Genomic DNA, 14302 nt, shown 5'->3' on the forward strand with positions numbered 1-14302 from the left:
CGCGCGGCGATGCAGGTCCGTCATCGTCAGCGTTACTTCACCAGCGGGCAGCCGCCGTCCTTCAGCGGACGGAAGGCCTGATCGGCGGGCACTTCCGCGAGCAGCTTGTAATAGTCCCACGGGCCCTTGGATTCCTCGGGCTTCTTCACCTGGAACAGGAACATGCTGTGCACCATGCGGCCGTCCTCGCGCAGGATGCCGTTGTCGGTGAAGGCATCCTTCACCGGCAACTCGCGCATCTTGGCCATCACGGTCTTGGTGTCCTTGGTGCCGGCGGCCTGCACGGCCTTGAGGTAGTGCAGCGTAGCGCTGTAGGTCGCGGCCTGGTTCATCGTCGGCATGCGCTTGATGCGCTCCTGGAAACGCTTGCCGAAGGCGCGGGTCTTGTCATTGAGGTCCCAGTAGTAGGCCTCGGTGATGATCAGGCCCTGCGCGAGCTTGAGTCCCAGGCTGTGCACGTCGGAGATGAACATCACGATCGCAGCCAGGTTCTGGCCGCCGGCGACGATGCCGAACTCGCCGGCCTGCTTGATCGCGTTGATGGTGTCGCCGCCGCCATTGGCGAGCCCGATGATCTTGGCCTTGGAGGCCTGGGCCTGAAGCAGGAATGACGAGAAATCGGCCGTGTTGAGCGGATGCTTGACGCTGCCGAGCACCTTGCCGCCGGCTGCCTTTACCACGTCGCCGGTGTCGCGCTCGATCGAATGACCGAACACGTAGTCCGCGGTGAGGAAGAACCAGCTGTTGCCGCCGTTCTTGACGATGGCGCTGCCGACGGTGTGGGCGTTGGAATAGGTGTCGTAGGTCCAGTGCGCGGTGTAGGGCGAGCAGGATTTTCCGGTGATGTCGGAGCTTGCCGCATCGGTCACGATCATCACCTTCTCGTACTGCTTGGACAGCTCCATCACCGCGAGCGCGGTGGCCGAGGTCGGCAGGTCGATGATCATGTCGACGCCCTCGGTCTCCCACCATTTGCGGGCGATGGTAGAGGCGACGTCGGGCTTGTTGAGCACGTCGGCTGCGACCATCTCGATCGGCTTGCCGAACATCTGCCCGCCAAAATCCTCGATCGCCATCTTGGTGGCTTCGACATTCCCCTGGCCGCCGATGTCGGAATAGACCGAGGAGAAGTCGGAGAGCACGCCGATCTTGAGCGGGGTCTGCTGGGCGGAGGCGGGGACGATCAGGGCAGCCGACAGCAAGCCGGCCGCAGACACGAGTGCTGCGATAGGTCTCATGGATACGTTTCCTCTTGTACGGGACTATTCTGTCCCTTTGTCCGACAAAGTTAGAGGGAGGTTCCCCAGGAGTCAATTTGCTGCATCTGCGGCATGAATGACGGCAGTTTGACGCGTCTTCGGGGCGATCCTATAATTTGTCGGACAATCGCCATTGGGGGCTATCGTGCCGATTTCGCCGCTCTTCCGTCCGATCGATGTCGCGCCGGCCTATCAGAAAGTCGCCGACGCCATCGAGCGCGAGATCGTCAATGGGCGTATCAAGCCCGGCGATCCCATCGGCACCGAGCATGATCTGGTGCGCCAGTTCGGCGTCAACCGCTCGACCATTCGCGAAGGCATCCGTGTGCTGGAGGAGGGCGGCTTGATCAGCCGCGATTCCTCGCGCCGTCTGCACGCCTGCCTGCCGCGCTACACCAAGCTCGCAAGCCGCCTGAGCCGCGCACTGGTGCTGCACGAGGTGACGTTCCGCGAGCTCTACGAGGCCTCGATGACGCTGGAGGTGGCGAGCATCGAAGGCGCGGTGGAGCGCGCGACCGAAGAGAACCTCGCCGAGCTCACCAACAATCTCGTGCGCAGCGAGGCCGTGGTCGGCGATCCCGCCACGCTCGCCGAATGCGATGCCGAATTCCACGTGCTGGTCGCCAAGGCCTCGCAGAACCGCGTGCTCCAGCTCGCACGCGAGCCGGCGGCGCAGCTGTTCTATCCGACCACCGAGATGATCGTGACCGGCGTTGCCGAAGGCGGCCCACGCCTCGTCGCCGCGCACCGCCATCTGATCGAGGCGATCCGCCGCCGCGACCGCGAGGCGGGCGTGCTCTGGACGCGCCGGCACTTGCAGGACTGGCGGCGCGGTTTCGAGAAAATCGCCTCGCTCGATCGGTCGGTCGAGCACATGTACATGGAGCACGCCCAGGCGGCCCGGCGCAGATAGGCGCCTGATGAAGACGCAAGATTTCAGTCAAGAAATCCAACAAACAAAGACATCACACGGAGGAGCACATGACCGGCGACATCGCGGCCACCATCTCGAAAGCGCGCGAGCATTCCATCGGCGACCTCTTGCGCCGCTCGGCGGGGCGCGAGCCGAACAAGCTCGCAGTGAGCTGCGGCGATGTGAACTGGACGTTCGCCGAGATGGACGCGATCTGCAACCGGCTCGGCCGCGGTCTGCTCGGGCTCGGCGTCAGCAAGGGCGATCGCGTTGCCGTGCTCTCGCGCAATTCGCATGCGTTTGCGGCGTTGCGCTTCGCGCTGGCGCGGATCGGTGCGGTGCTGGTGCCGATCAATTTCATGCTCAACCCGGATGAGATCAATTTCATCCTGAAAAGCTCCGGCGCGAAGCTGCTTGCGACCGGTCCCGATTTCGTCGAGCCGGCAAAGGCCGCAAGCGCCAGGGATTGCGCGGTCGAAAAGATGATCTGGCTGCCGGGCGAGGATCCGGCCACGGCGCCCGCGGGTCTCACCACTTTCGACGATCTCCTCAGCCCCGACGGGTCGTTCCTGGAGGCCTCGGTCGACAGCCGCGATCTCGCCCAGATCGTCTACACCAGCGGCACCGAATCGCTGCCCAAGGGCGCGATGCTGACCCATGAAGCCGTGATGTGGCAGTACGTGAGCTGCATCATCGACGGCGGCATGAGCGCGGACGACAAGTTCCTGCACGCGCTGCCGCTCTATCATTGCGCCCAGCTCGACGTCTTCCTGGGGCCGCAGATCTATCTCGGCGCCTCCGGCGTGATCACGGGCAAGCCGACCGCCGACAGTATCCTGGCGCTGATCCAGGCGCACAAGATCACGTCCTTCTTCGCGCCGCCGACGATCTGGATCGCGATGCTGCGCTCGCCGAATTTCGACAAGACCGATCTGTCGACGCTTCAGAAGGGCTATTACGGCGCCTCGATCATGCCCGTGGAGGTGCTGCTCGACTGCAGCGCCGCCTGCCCAATGTCAAATTCTGGAATTTCTACGGCCAGACCGAGATCGCGCCACTCGCGACCGTACTGCGGCCCGAGGACCAGCTGCGCAAGGCCGGCTCGGCCGGCAAGCCCGTGCTCAATGTCGAGACGCGCGTGGTCAACACGGCGATGGAAGACGTGAAAGTCGGCGAGGTCGGGGAGATCGTGCATCGCTCGCCGCATCTGCTCTCCGGCTATTACAATGACCCCGTGAAGACCGCGGCGGCGTTCTCCGGCGGCTGGTTTCACTCCGGCGATCTCGCCACCGTCGATGCCGAGGGCCACATCACGGTGGTCGACCGCGTCAAGGACATGATCAAGACCGGCGGCGAGAATGTCGCCAGCCGCGAGGTCGAGGAGATGGTCTACCGCATCCCTGCGGTCTCCGAGGTTGCCGTGGTCGGGCTGCCCGATCCGCGCTGGATCGAGGCGGTCACCGCGATCGTCGTGGTCAAGACCGGCGAGACGCTGGATGAGGACGCGGTCATCAAGCACTGCGCCGGCCAGATGGCGCATTTCAAGGTGCCCAAGCGCGTCATCTTCGTCGACAGCCTGCCGAAGAACCCGAGCGGCAAGCTGCTCAAGCGCGAGCTGCGCCAGCGCTTCGTCGGCGGCGAGACGCTCGACAAGGCGATCCAGAAGAATTTTGGGACGTAAGCATGGAGCGGTCGCCATGAAGGTCTGGCAGGTCGCGCGCGACTGGTCGATCGAGGGGATGGAGCTGGCCGATCTGCCCGAGCCCGCGCCTGGTCCGGGCCAGGTCGCGGTGCGGATGAAGGCGGCATCGCTCAACTATCGTGATCTGCTCACGGTGCAGGGCAAGGGCGGCGTCTCACGATTGCCGCTGATCCCGTTCTCGGATGGTGCCGGCGAAGTCATCGCGGTCGGCGACGGCGTTGCCCGCGTCGCGGTTGGCGATCGCGTCTGTCCGATGTTCTTCCAGTCCTGGATCGACGGAAAGGTGTCGGCGACAAGCCGCCGCTATGCGCTCGGCGGTACGCGGCCGGGCGTGTTGCAGGAGGTGATGCTGCTCGATGCCGAGGGCGTCAGCCGCATTCCATCGCACCTTTCATTCCTGGAAGCGGCGACGCTGCCCTGCGCCGGGCTCACGGCGTGGCGCGCGCTGTTCGAGGAGGCCAGGGTGAAACCCGGTGACACTGTGCTGGTGCAGGGCACCGGCGGTGTCTCGATCTTCGCGTTGCAATTCGCAAAGCTCGCCGGCGCGAGCGTGATCGTGACGTCGTCGAGCGACGAGAAGCTCGAACGTGCCAAAACGCTCGGCGCCGACCACACCATCAACTATCGTTCGGTGCCGGAATGGGGCAAGGCGGCGGCCGACTGGACCGGCGGCGGCGTCGACCACGTCGTCGAGGTCGGCGGCAAGGATACCTTTGCGCAGTCGCTCGAGGTTATCAGGGTCGGTGGCAACATTCTGGTGATCGGCGTGCTCACCGGCTTCTCGCAGCAGATCGCGATACCGAGCCTGTTCTCCAAGAACCTGCACGTCATCGGCCTGTCAGTCGGCAGCCGTCGGATGTTCGAGGGGATGACGGCCGCGATAGGCCGTAACGGCATGAAGCCAGTCATCGACCGTGCGTTCGGCTTCGATGCCGTGCCGGACGCGTTGCGGCTGATGCAGCAGGGCGGTCACTTCGGCAAGATCGTGGTTGAGTTTCCTTAGCCCATCTCGCCAGAAAGCTTCCTGACGTCGTCGGGCGTCCGTCCGAAGCGGCGGCGGAATGCGCGGTGGAAGTAGGAAACGTCGTGAAAGCCGGCGAGGTGCGCGATCTCGATGATCTTGCGCGCGCGCAGGTTTGGATTTCGAAGCAACCGCTCGGCGCGCAGTAGCCGCTGCTCCAGCACGAAGCCGCTGTAGGTGATGCCGGCCTGCTCGAACATCAACTGAATCGTGCGCGGGCTGATCCGGTGCGCGGCTGAAAGGACGGTGAGCGACAGCGCGGGGTTGTCGAGCTGGGCCAGGATGTCGGATTTGAGGGTTTCGAGACGCGCCGCCGCAAGGCCGCGCATGCGAGCTTGCTCGGCGACATCGCCACGCGCTCCGATCATCAGCACGGAGAGGTCGAACAAATGCTGCGAGACCGCATCGAGCTCCGCGGGCGCGAGCTTGTCGGCATAAGTGTGCGCGAGGTCATAATATCGCAGGAACATCGACGTGATCGGATTGGCGCCGGGGATCGACTGCGCGATCAGGTCCTCGGCATTCGGGCACGCGCGCAGCAGCGCCTTGCGCGGCAGCAGCGCGGTCTGGAAGTTGCCGTGCGTCGTCTGGGTGATATGGGCGCCCTTGATCGAGGGGTCGCCGATCGTGACGTCGCCGGCGGCGACCTCCAGCGGACGTCGTCCCATGACCCCGCTCAGCGCCGAATTCGGCGACATCGTGATCACCAATTCGTCGTTCGTCCCCAGCGATACGAAGGACATCGGCGTGCCGAACGAGGCCGAGAGTCGGAGGCGCGGAAGGATGGCCGGCGAAATGGTCCGGTGAACACGTCCTTCCCCGATCGGAACGAAATCGACGTCGGCGACCTGGCGGCAAAACTGCTCGCGCCATCTTTCATAGGCCTGGCCATTCGGGTCGCCATCGAATGAGAGTTGAGGCTGGATCATCGATCGGGAAGGGCAGGTTAGTTGGCGATTTACGGCAGGTTGTATCGTCAGGCCGGTGCTCCGCAACCGCAAAAGCGCCGGATTGCGTGATAAGCCACTCGCAATGACGCGCTGTGACCGCGACCTGGTGCCGCAGCCCGGCGTTGCCGAGATGAAAAAGCGCGAGCGCGAGCGCCAGCACGAGCAGCGTCCGGTGCTTGAGCAGCATGGTGAACGCATCCGGCGCGCTGTCGGGGTCATCCTCGTTGCAGCCGCGCGAGGCGCGATCGTCGATCGCCTTTGCGGGGATCATCAGCACGCAGGCGATTGCGATGACGCCGAACGCGGCCGCCAGCACGAACACGGCGACATAGCCGAACTTGTAGCCGAGATAGCCCGACAGAGGCGGGGAGCGGAGCGCGATGCCATCGAGACGTTGAGCGACTGCCGGCGGAGACGGTCTTGCACACGCAGGGCTGACAAGACGGGCTGACATGACCGGCCAACTGGCGCCGGGGCGGACCGGAAAGTAACATGTGCTAGCGGGTTGGTTCCTCCGCACTTGCGATGGGAGGGCCACGGCGTCATCTCGTGGGTGTCCCCTTCTTCTTCTTCTGGATCACGGCCATGCCCCTCTGGACCTGCGAAACCTGCGGCGCCCAATTTCCTGAAAGCGAAAAACCGCCCGCATCCTGTCCGATCTGCGAGGACGAGCGGCAGTTCGTGAACTGGAAGGGCCAAACCTTCCTCACACGCGAAGCGTTGGCGGAACGGCACCGCCTTGCCTGGCGGGATGATCTCGGCCTCAACGGCATCGGGTCCGAGCCGAGCTTCGCCATCGGCCAGCGCGCGCTGTTGGTGCCGCTCGGCGACGGCTGTCTGATGTGGGACTGCGTCCCGCTGGCGACGCCGGAAGCCATCGCGCATGTGCGCTCGCTCGGCGGGCTGAAGGCGATCGCGATCTCGCATCCACACTTCTACGGCGCGTTTGCCGACTGGAGCGAGGCGTTCGGCGGCGTGCCGGTCTATCTGCATGCTGATGACCGCCAGTGGGTGATGCGGCCGCATCCCGCCATCGTGCACTGGACCGGCGATCAGCAGCGCATCTCCGACGATGTGCTGCTGCTGCGCACCGGCGGTCATTTCGCGGGCGCCACCATGCTGCACCATGTGCGCGGTGCGGAGGGCAAGGGCGCGCTGCTCACCGGCGATATCGCGCAGGTGACGATGGACCGGCGCTTCGTCAGCTTCATGTACTCCTATCCGAACTACATGCCGCTCAACGCCGCCGCGGTGCGGCGGATCGCGGCCGCTGTGGAGCCGCTCGCCTTTGACCGCATCTACGGCGCCTGGTGGGGCCGCAACATCGCCTCCGGCGCCAAGGCCGCATTCGCGGCGTCCGTGCAGCGATACATCGCGGCCATCGCCTGACGCGTGACGACCAAACCCCCTTGTTCCGATCTAATAACTGTACTATAAGTACAGATATTAAGCGCGACGCAATGATGCGTTTGCCGGTCCGGCACGAACAATGCATCGTTGTCTCGGCGGGCGCATGCTGCGGCCGCGTGAGCGGGAGTTGGACGCATGACCGGGCAGCGCGACTACGAGATATTTGAGGCCGGCGACGTCACGCTTCAGTCCGGCGCCGTCTTCCCCGCGATGAAGCTCGCCTACAAGACCTACGGCACCCTCAACCCCGCCAGGGACAACGTCATCCTCTACCCGACCTCGTTCAGCGCCCAACACTACGACACGGAATGGCTGATCGGGCCCGATGGCGTGCTCGACCCTACGCGCTACTTCATCATCATCCCGAACCTGTTCGGCAACGGCCTGTCGTCCTCGCCGTCGAATTCCGGCGAGGCGCCATTCCCCCAAATCACCTATCACGACGCCATCGCGATCCAGCACCGGCTGCTGACCGAGCGTTTCAGCATCACAAAACTCGCGCTGGTCTATGGCTGGTCGATGGGCGGCATGCAGACCTATCATTGGGCGGCGCTGCATCCTGACATGGTGGCGCGGGCCGCGGTGGTCTGCGGCAGTGCGCGCTGCGCGCCATATAATTACGTCTTCCTCGAAAGCGTGAAGGCTGCGCTGACCGGTGATCCCGCCTTCCGCGACGGCCGCTTCGTCGAGAAGCCCGTTGCCGGCTATCGCGCCATGGGACGCGTCTATGCCGGGTGGGCGATGTCGCACGGCTTCTATCGTGACGAGCTCTGGCGCGAGGCGGGCTTCACCTCGCTCGAGGACTATCTGGTTCGGAACTGGGACGCGACCTTTGCCCGGCGTGATGCCAACGATCTCCTCGCGCAGGCCGGGATCTGGCAGCGCGGTGACATCAGTCGTTGCGCTTCATTCGATGGCGACCTCGATCGGGCGCTGGCCGCGATCAAGGCGCATATGCTGCTGATGCCGGGTGCGACCGACCGCTATTTCGACGTCCGCGACAATGAGGACGAACTCGGCAGGCTGGTCAACGCAAAATCGGCGGTGCTGCATCCGATCCCGTCGCTGCACGGCCATCGCGCCGGCAACCCCGTCAACAATCCGCGCGATCAGGCCTTCCTCAAGGCCGAGGTCGCAGAGCTTCTCAGCAAGTAGGGCGAGCCTTCGATGATGACTGACGCGACCGTTTCAGAGCCCGGCCATCGTCTGAAGCCGCTGAGCCCGGCCATGCTGCGCGAATTGTCGGTGCGCTCCAATCTCAGGGGGGCCGCGAAAAGTCTCAGCCATTACGGCCTGGTCGTGCTGGTCGGCACGCTGGTCTGGAAGGTCTCTTCAGCCTGGGGCGTGTTGTGGGCGCTCCCGCTGATGGCGGTGCAGGGCTATTTCGTCGCCTTCCTGTTCATGGCGCTGCACGAGACCGCGCACAAGACCGCGTTCAGGAGCCGTGGCCTCAACCTTGCGGTCGGCTATCCCTCGGCCCTCATCATCGGACAACCTTACGAATATTACTGCCTGTTTCACTGGGACCATCACCGCTACACCCAGGATCCGGACAAGGACCCGGAGCTGATCGTCGGCGTGAAGCCGAAATCCGACACGCAGCTCGCGCTCGCCTATAGCGGCCTGCTTCAGGTCGCCGGCCGCCTCCGGTTGATGCTCGGCCACGCCGTCACGGGCAAGGTCACCGTGCCCTGGATTCCCGAAAACAAGCGCGCCGTCATCGTGCGCGAGGCGCGCGCCTATGCTGGGCTCTATGCGCTTCTGCTCGCACTCTCGCTGTGGTTTTCCTCAGCGTTGCTGCTCTGGGTCTGGATCGTCCCGCTGATGATCGGGCAGTTCTTCCTGCGGCCCTATCTCTATGCCGAGCACACCGGCTGCGACCGCACCCGCAGCGCCTTCCAGAACACCCGCACCACCTATACCGGCGCGATCGTCAAATGGTTCGCGTGGAATATGCCCTACCACGTCGAGCACCACGCCTATCCCTCGATCCCGTTTCACGCGCTGCCGAAGCTGAACGAGATCGTCGACGACGAGATCGTTCATCGCGGCCGCGGCTATATCAGGACGACGCGGGAGACCTGGGCCTGGTTTCGCCGGCATCGGCAGATTGGTTAACCCAATGCAAAACTCCGGCCGCAGTGCGACCGGAGCTTTGTCGAGGGCATCAGATATCAGTAGATCCCGTAGGCGCAGACATTCACGACGCGGACGCGCAGGCCATGGCGGGTCCTGACGACGCGCTCCTGGTAGCAATTGCTGACGCCGGTGTTGACGTAGACGCCGCCAAAGCCCCAGCCGGGACCCCAGTGATGATGGAAGCCGTGGGCCGAAGCCGCGGTGGGCGCGAGAGCGGCAGCACCGAGCGAACCAGCAGCGATCAGACCAAGAGCAAGCTTACGAAACACTTTCATTCTCCAGTGTGGCGCTAAGGCCGTTGTTGTGTCCCTGCTTCTCCGTCGGGCTGAGACGCGAACGCGTTCAGGGCGCGAGGCAGGAATCGTGTTTCAGGAATGTTTCGTGAGCTTCGGTGAAATGCGCCGCTGTCAGGCTTTTCGCGCCGCTGCGCGATAGCGCGCAGCCATCGCCTGCGTCATCTCCGCCATCTTCTCGCGGAGATCGGCGGGCTCCAGCACTTCGGCTTCGGACCCCAGCCGCAACAATTCGGATGCCGCGTGCCATGACGTCTTGCCGGTCGGAACGCGCGCGATGCGCCAGCCGTCCGCATCCGCGCTCTCTTCAAGCTGGGTGCGCGCCTTGACGTAAGGCTGGCTCAGCGCGTCGAGCAGTTTGACGCCGAACGGCGACAGCCGCACGATCGCGACATTGGGATGCATCTCGGCTTCGAGGCGAAGCGTCGCGGCCTGCCAATAGCCGGCGAGATCGAACGCGGCGGGACGATCGAAGCGATCGTCGAGCGCGGTACAGTCCAGCACGCGCGCGATGCGATAGGTGCGCGTGCTGCCGTCGACGTGACCGGCGAGATACCAGCTGCCGCCCTTCAGCACGAGCCCGAGCGGTGCAACGCGGCGCTGCTTCTCCGCGCGCCAGCTCTGGTAGCGGATCTTGATCAACGTCCCGCGCAGAGCCGCGCCGGCAATGGTGCGCAGATGTTTGGGTTCTTCCGTCTCACCGAACCAGCCGGGTGCGTCCAGGTGAAAACGCTCCTGCATCCGCCCGGCGTCTTCGCGAAGATTGGCAGGCAAGGCCGCCATCAGCTTGTTCTGCGCGGCGATCATCGCTGCGTCCAGCCCGAGCGCCGCGGCCGGTCCCGGCAGTCCCGCAAGGAACAGGGCCTCCGCCTCGTTCTGCGACAGGCCGTTCAAACGCACGCGATAACCGTCGAGCAGGCGATAGCCGCCCTCCGCGCCGCGGTCGGCGTAAACGGGGACGCCGGACGCCGCGAGCGCGTCGATGTCGCGATAGATCGTGCGCACCGAGACCTCGCAGGCTTCCGCAAGCTCGGGCGCAGTGACCTGCCCCCTGGCCTGCAGGGTGGTGAGGATCGACAGCATTCTGCTCGCGCGCATGATCCCTTAAACCATACCTGACACAGGATGTCAGGTATGGTCCGCTACAAGCGCCATCGCCAGCCGGCCAGATGGAGCCCTGTTATGACCGATCAGAACCGCATCACCCTGTATTATTCGCCGCAAAGCCGCGCCACCGGCACGCGGGTGCTGCTGGAGGAGCTGGGCGCGCCCTACGATCTCCACGTCCTCAACATGAAGGCCGGCGAGCAGCGCAAGCCCGCCTATCTCGCCCTCAATCCGCTCGGCAAGGTGCCGGCGGTCCGCCACGGCGAGGCGCTGGTGACCGAGCAGGTCGCGATCACCATCTATCTCGCCGATCTGTTTCCGCAGGCGGGGCTGACGCCCGCGCTGAACGATCCGCTGCGCGGTCCCTACCTGCGCTGGATCGCCTATTACGGCGCATCGTTCGAGCCGGCCCTGATCGACAAGTTCATGCAGCGCGAGCCGGCACCGATCATGCAGTCACCCTATGCCGATTACGACACCATGCTGGGCGCGATCGAGGCGCAATTGTCAAAGGGGCCGTATCTGCTCGGCGAGCGCATGACGGCGGCGGATGTGTTGTGGGGCGTCGCGTTCAGCTGGACCATGATGTTTGGCATCGTGCCGAAAAAAGATGTATTCGTTCGCTATGCCGAACGCATGACCTCGCGGCCTGCGTTCCAGCGGATCAATGCCGCCGACGATGAGATGGCGGCGCAGCACGCCGCGGCTGCTGGTGGTTGAATGATCCAGGGTTGCAGATGACAAAGTCGATCCACACGACCAACTGCTTCAACACCTTCATCCGGGTCGCTGAAGACTGTCCCGCGCATACTGGCGAGGAGCCGTCGCTGCGCGCGGGAAAGCCGACGGTGGCATGCCTGCAATACGAGATGATCGCCAAGGCGCCCTACAAGCACACGTCCGACGACGTGATCTTCGCGACGTCTGCGCCGGGACGCGAGCTCGATGCGAAGGCTCCGAAGACGGAGAGGCATGCGGCCCGTGAAGCGTTCTTCTCCCGGGGGCAGGCGTGCATGAGGGCGTCGAGCCTGGGCAAGCGCTTCGGCTGGGGCGTTCATGCCGACAATGAGGGCCGGATCGCGATTTACGCCGTCGACAGCAAGCGCTACCAGGCGCTCGTCCGCGATCCCAAGCTCACGCAGGTGCGCGCGATGCGGTCGCAGCGGGCGTGATCAGAATTTTGGCGGCCGTTTTTCCGCGAACGCCTTGATACCCTCCTTGATCTCGTCGCCGCGCATGCTGTCGCGGTGGCGCTGATCGGCGGCCGCTTCGTCCAATTCGCCGCGGGCGAATTCGTTGATGGCGCGCTTCATGCCGGCCATTGCCTGCGGCGCGTTGCCGGCGAGAACCGTGGAGAGCTTGTCGACCTCCTCGTCCAGGAATTCCACAGGCACCATGGCGGTGAGATAGCCGATCCGCAGCATCTCCGGCGCGCTGATCTTCTGCGCGGTGAGGAACAGCTTTTTCGCATTGTCGACGCCGAGCCGCGTCACGTAACGCTTGATGCCGTTTCTGTAGTAATGCAGCCCGAGCCGTGCCGCCGGCATGAACATCTCGGCGGTGTCAACGCCGATGCGGAAATCGCAGGCGAGCGCGAGGTCGGTCGAGCCGCCATAGACGCCGCCATTGAGCCGGCAGATCGTCGGCACGCCGAGATCCTCCAGCCGGTTGACGACGACCTCGAACGCCGAGCCCGCGCTCTGCTGCTCGTTGGCGCTGACCGCGCGCTCGGCAACCGAGTTGAGGTCATAGCCCGCCGAGAAGGCCCGCCCCGTGCCGGTCAGCACCAGCACGCGGATATCAGGATCGGCCTCGATCCGGTCGAAAAGCCTGACCAGCTCGCCGAGATCCTCGGCCTGGAGCCGGTTGAGATGTTTGGGCCGGTTGAGGCGGATGGTGGCGCGTGCGCCGTTGCGTTCGAGCACGGGGCCTGAGGCTGCGTCGGCTGTGTCCGACATTCTTGTCTCCATTTATTTGTTTTCGAGTGTGCGGCGCTTGGCTTCCGCATCGATGGTCTCGGCGAGATCGGGATGCCGCGCCATCAGCACGCGGAAATCGACGAGGTCGAGCACCAGCAGCCGCGACACCTTCGTGGTCGAGACATTGGCGCCGCGCTTGTTGTTGCCGAGCAGCGCCATCTCGCCGAAGAACGCGCCCTCGCCGAGCTGGACCTTCTTGCCGGGCAGGTCGACCTCGACCTCGCCGGCGGCGATGAAATACATGCAGTCGCCCTGCGTGCCCTTGCGGATGATCATGGTGCGCGCCGGCAGCTCCATGGTGCGCAGCATGTGGGTGACGTCGGCGATGGCGGCAGGGCCGAGCGCTGCGAAGAACGGCACCTTGCTGACGGATTCCCAGGTCTTGAGGAAGTTGTCGCGGCGGGTCTCGGCGGCAAAGCCGGTCGCCAGGATACCGGTCCACAGTCCGAACACGCCGAGGCCGGAGATCATCACCATCGCCGCCACGATGCGCCCGAGCGGCGTCACCGGCACGACGTCGCCATAGCCCGTCGTCGTCAGCGTGACGACAGCCCACCACAGCGCGGCGGGGACGCTGCCGAAAGTCTGCGGCTGCACGTCCCGCTCCAGGAAATATTCGGCGACGGAAGCGAGGAACACCACCATCAGGAAGATCACGAGCACGCTGACCAGCGGCCCCGATTCCAGCACCAGCACCCGGCGCAGCTGCCGCAGGCCCGGAATGCCCGGCACCACCTTCAATACCCAGAGCACGCTGAGCAGCCACGCCGTCTTCGGCTCGATGCCGATCAGGAGCGCGACCGGCACGGCCAGCGCGCCCAGAGCATCGACCACTCCGGCCGAGGAGGTCATGTAGAGCGACAGGCGCCCCGTTTGTGCCATGTGGCGCAGCCGGACCACCCATTCGAACACGAAATAGACGAGGCAGGCCCATAGCAGGGCGTCGACCCAGCGGTGCACCGTCTCGTAGGCCGGGTTGACCGTCAGCAGCACCATGCTGAGCACGCCGAGGCCGACCGCCACATAGGCCGCCTTGGTCATGTTGCGGCCGGCCGTGGCGGCCACGAACTGGGCCAGTGCGGGGATCAGCGGCTTGGACATGCGGGAAGGCGGGCTCGGTCGTGTCTCTTGCGGTCCCGGCTGGGACGCCACCGCCAAAGTGCCCGCCCGGGCAGGAGCCGTCAACGACGGGCAGGGGACTGCCCGCAGGTGTGCGGTGAGCCCGGTGCCGTGGTGGATCAGGGGGCGCTACCTGAAATGCGGCGGCTCGTCGTAGCCACGGCGGCTGCTGAAAAAAAGCAGCATCATCAGGCCGATGCCGACGACGATGGCGAAACCCGCTCCCAGCGCCAACGCCACATAGCCTTCCGTCGGGATCGGCTCGCCCTCGATCGCCATGGCGGAATAGGCGAAATATCCAGCCGCCACCAGCATGCCCAGAAGGATGATGACGAGGAGTGTACGCATGGCGCGTGCTCCGGTTGTATCCGGGAGCAAACGGTTGCGGACGGGGGACGGTTCCCGGATTC

General features: G+C 64.9%; 16 protein-coding genes and 1 pseudogene. 9 read left to right on the top strand and 8 right to left on the bottom strand.

Annotated elements, in window-relative coordinates; genetic code table 11:
- Positions 1–32: 32 nt before the first annotated feature.
- Positions 33–1238, bottom strand: a complete 1206-nt coding sequence (locus AB7245_RS05115) for an ABC transporter substrate-binding protein (RefSeq protein WP_439033920.1) — start codon at positions 1236–1238, stop codon at positions 33–35.
- A gap of 166 nt (positions 1239–1404) precedes the next feature.
- Here AB7245_RS05115 and AB7245_RS05120 point away from each other — a divergent pair, with 166 nt between their 5' ends.
- The 3 genes and pseudogenes from AB7245_RS05120 (at position 1405) to AB7245_RS05130 (ending at position 4877) form a co-directional block, all read left to right on the top strand.
- Positions 1405–2172, top strand: a complete 768-nt coding sequence (locus tag AB7245_RS05120; RefSeq protein ID WP_085403530.1) for a FadR/GntR family transcriptional regulator — start codon at positions 1405–1407, stop codon at positions 2170–2172.
- 68 nt (positions 2173–2240) lie between these two features.
- Positions 2241–3853: pseudogene (locus tag AB7245_RS05125) on the top strand (acyl-CoA synthetase).
- A 16-nt stretch (positions 3854–3869) separates the two neighbouring features.
- Positions 3870–4877 carry a zinc-dependent alcohol dehydrogenase family protein gene (locus AB7245_RS05130; protein ID WP_439033921.1) on the top strand — a complete coding sequence of 336 codons (1008 nt, stop codon included), beginning with the start codon at positions 3870–3872 and terminating at the stop codon, positions 4875–4877.
- On the opposite strand, the gene AB7245_RS05135 is transcribed toward AB7245_RS05130, so the two are convergent.
- Positions 4874–5563, bottom strand: coding sequence for a helix-turn-helix domain-containing protein (locus tag AB7245_RS05135; protein ID WP_245328533.1), 690 nt, complete (start codon positions 5561–5563; stop codon positions 4874–4876). The genes AB7245_RS05130 and AB7245_RS05135 overlap by 4 nt on opposite strands.
- Here AB7245_RS05135 and AB7245_RS05140 point away from each other — a divergent pair.
- Positions 5562–5702 (top strand): hypothetical protein, encoded by a 141-nt coding sequence (locus tag AB7245_RS05140; RefSeq protein WP_244623153.1) that lies wholly within the window; start codon positions 5562–5564, stop codon positions 5700–5702. The two genes, AB7245_RS05135 and AB7245_RS05140, sit on opposite strands and share 2 nt — an antisense overlap.
- Positions 5703–5771: 69 nt before the next feature.
- Here AB7245_RS05140 and AB7245_RS05145 read toward each other — a convergent pair whose 3' ends face one another.
- The gene (locus tag AB7245_RS05145; RefSeq protein WP_245344209.1) at positions 5772–6299 is read right to left on the bottom strand and encodes a hypothetical protein; all 528 of its coding nucleotides are present in this window, start codon (positions 6297–6299) and stop codon (positions 5772–5774) included.
- Positions 6300–6430: 131 nt separating this feature from the next.
- Here AB7245_RS05145 and AB7245_RS05150 point away from each other — a divergent pair, with 131 nt between their 5' ends.
- The 3 genes from AB7245_RS05150 to AB7245_RS05160 all read left to right on the top strand — a co-directional run bounded on the left by AB7245_RS05150 (position 6431) and on the right by AB7245_RS05160 (position 9373).
- Positions 6431–7234, top strand: coding sequence for an MBL fold metallo-hydrolase (locus tag AB7245_RS05150; protein WP_085403580.1), 804 nt, complete (start codon positions 6431–6433; stop codon positions 7232–7234).
- 156 nt (positions 7235–7390) lie between these two features.
- Positions 7391–8410 carry an alpha/beta fold hydrolase gene (locus AB7245_RS05155; RefSeq protein WP_085403534.1) on the top strand — a complete coding sequence of 340 codons (1020 nt, stop codon included), beginning with the start codon at positions 7391–7393 and terminating at the stop codon, positions 8408–8410.
- A 15-nt stretch (positions 8411–8425) separates the two neighbouring features.
- A complete protein-coding gene (locus tag AB7245_RS05160) occupies positions 8426–9373 on the top strand; it encodes a fatty acid desaturase (RefSeq protein ID WP_085403581.1) in 948 nt (315 codons plus the stop codon).
- A 56-nt stretch (positions 9374–9429) separates the two neighbouring features.
- Here AB7245_RS05160 and AB7245_RS05165 read toward each other — a convergent pair whose 3' ends face one another.
- Together AB7245_RS05165 and AB7245_RS05170 are read right to left on the bottom strand one after the other, a co-directional pair.
- Complete coding sequence (locus AB7245_RS05165; protein WP_014498305.1) at positions 9430–9663, bottom strand: hypothetical protein; 234 nt, start codon at positions 9661–9663, stop codon at positions 9430–9432.
- Positions 9664–9801: 138 nt separating this feature from the next.
- On the bottom strand, positions 9802–10785 hold the full coding sequence (locus AB7245_RS05170; RefSeq protein ID WP_085403535.1) for a helix-turn-helix transcriptional regulator: 984 nt from the start codon (positions 10783–10785) through the stop codon (positions 9802–9804).
- A gap of 84 nt (positions 10786–10869) precedes the next feature.
- Here AB7245_RS05170 and AB7245_RS05175 point away from each other — a divergent pair, with 84 nt between their 5' ends.
- Together AB7245_RS05175 and AB7245_RS05180 are read left to right on the top strand one after the other, a co-directional pair.
- Positions 10870–11514, top strand: coding sequence for a glutathione S-transferase family protein (locus tag AB7245_RS05175; protein ID WP_085403536.1), 645 nt, complete (start codon positions 10870–10872; stop codon positions 11512–11514).
- Positions 11515–11531: 17 nt separating this feature from the next.
- Positions 11532–11966, top strand: coding sequence for a DUF6157 family protein (locus tag AB7245_RS05180; RefSeq protein WP_085403537.1), 435 nt, complete (start codon positions 11532–11534; stop codon positions 11964–11966).
- Here AB7245_RS05180 and AB7245_RS05185 read toward each other — a convergent pair whose 3' ends face one another.
- The 3 genes from AB7245_RS05185 to AB7245_RS05195 all read right to left on the bottom strand — a co-directional run bounded on the left by AB7245_RS05185 (position 11967) and on the right by AB7245_RS05195 (position 14240).
- Positions 11967–12752 carry an enoyl-CoA hydratase/isomerase family protein gene (locus AB7245_RS05185; protein WP_439033922.1) on the bottom strand — a complete coding sequence of 262 codons (786 nt, stop codon included), beginning with the start codon at positions 12750–12752 and terminating at the stop codon, positions 11967–11969.
- Positions 12753–12764: 12 nt separating this feature from the next.
- Complete coding sequence (locus tag AB7245_RS05190) at positions 12765–13874, bottom strand: cyclic nucleotide-gated ion channel (RefSeq protein ID WP_085403539.1); 1110 nt, start codon at positions 13872–13874, stop codon at positions 12765–12767.
- A gap of 147 nt (positions 13875–14021) precedes the next feature.
- Complete coding sequence (locus AB7245_RS05195) at positions 14022–14240, bottom strand: hypothetical protein (RefSeq protein WP_135214674.1); 219 nt, start codon at positions 14238–14240, stop codon at positions 14022–14024.
- Positions 14241–14302 lie beyond the last annotated feature (62 nt).

Origin of the sequence: Bradyrhizobium sp. 604_D8_N2_3 (genome assembly GCF_051810765.1) — a bacterium.
Classification (GTDB): domain Bacteria; phylum Pseudomonadota; class Alphaproteobacteria; order Rhizobiales; family Xanthobacteraceae; genus Bradyrhizobium; species Bradyrhizobium barranii.

What these genes read in the sequence shown, in the direction of transcription:
- AB7245_RS05115 (WP_439033920.1), bottom strand. Translation starts at nt 1,238, where the DNA reads ATGAGACCTATCGCAGCACTCGTGTCTGCGGCCGGCTTGCTGTCGGCT.
- AB7245_RS05130 (WP_439033921.1), top strand. Translation starts at nt 3,870, where the DNA reads ATGAAGGTCTGGCAGGTCGCGCGCGACTGGTCGATCGAGGGGATGGAG.
- AB7245_RS05140 (WP_244623153.1), top strand. Translation starts at nt 5,562, where the DNA reads ATGACCCCGCTCAGCGCCGAATTCGGCGACATCGTGATCACCAATTCG.
- AB7245_RS05135 (WP_245328533.1), bottom strand. Translation starts at nt 5,563, where the DNA reads ATGGGACGACGTCCGCTGGAGGTCGCCGCCGGCGACGTCACGATCGGC.
- AB7245_RS05145 (WP_245344209.1), bottom strand. Translation starts at nt 6,299, where the DNA reads ATGTCAGCCCGTCTTGTCAGCCCTGCGTGTGCAAGACCGTCTCCGCCG.
- AB7245_RS05150 (WP_085403580.1), top strand. Translation starts at nt 6,431, where the DNA reads ATGCCCCTCTGGACCTGCGAAACCTGCGGCGCCCAATTTCCTGAAAGC.
- AB7245_RS05155 (WP_085403534.1), top strand. Translation starts at nt 7,391, where the DNA reads ATGACCGGGCAGCGCGACTACGAGATATTTGAGGCCGGCGACGTCACG.
- AB7245_RS05160 (WP_085403581.1), top strand. Translation starts at nt 8,426, where the DNA reads ATGACTGACGCGACCGTTTCAGAGCCCGGCCATCGTCTGAAGCCGCTG.
- AB7245_RS05170 (WP_085403535.1), bottom strand. Translation starts at nt 10,785, where the DNA reads ATGCGCGCGAGCAGAATGCTGTCGATCCTCACCACCCTGCAGGCCAGG.
- AB7245_RS05175 (WP_085403536.1), top strand. Translation starts at nt 10,870, where the DNA reads ATGACCGATCAGAACCGCATCACCCTGTATTATTCGCCGCAAAGCCGC.
- AB7245_RS05180 (WP_085403537.1), top strand. Translation starts at nt 11,532, where the DNA reads ATGACAAAGTCGATCCACACGACCAACTGCTTCAACACCTTCATCCGG.
- AB7245_RS05185 (WP_439033922.1), bottom strand. Translation starts at nt 12,752, where the DNA reads ATGTCGGACACAGCCGACGCAGCCTCAGGCCCCGTGCTCGAACGCAAC.
- AB7245_RS05190 (WP_085403539.1), bottom strand. Translation starts at nt 13,874, where the DNA reads ATGTCCAAGCCGCTGATCCCCGCACTGGCCCAGTTCGTGGCCGCCACG.
- AB7245_RS05195 (WP_135214674.1), bottom strand. Translation starts at nt 14,240, where the DNA reads ATGCGTACACTCCTCGTCATCATCCTTCTGGGCATGCTGGTGGCGGCT.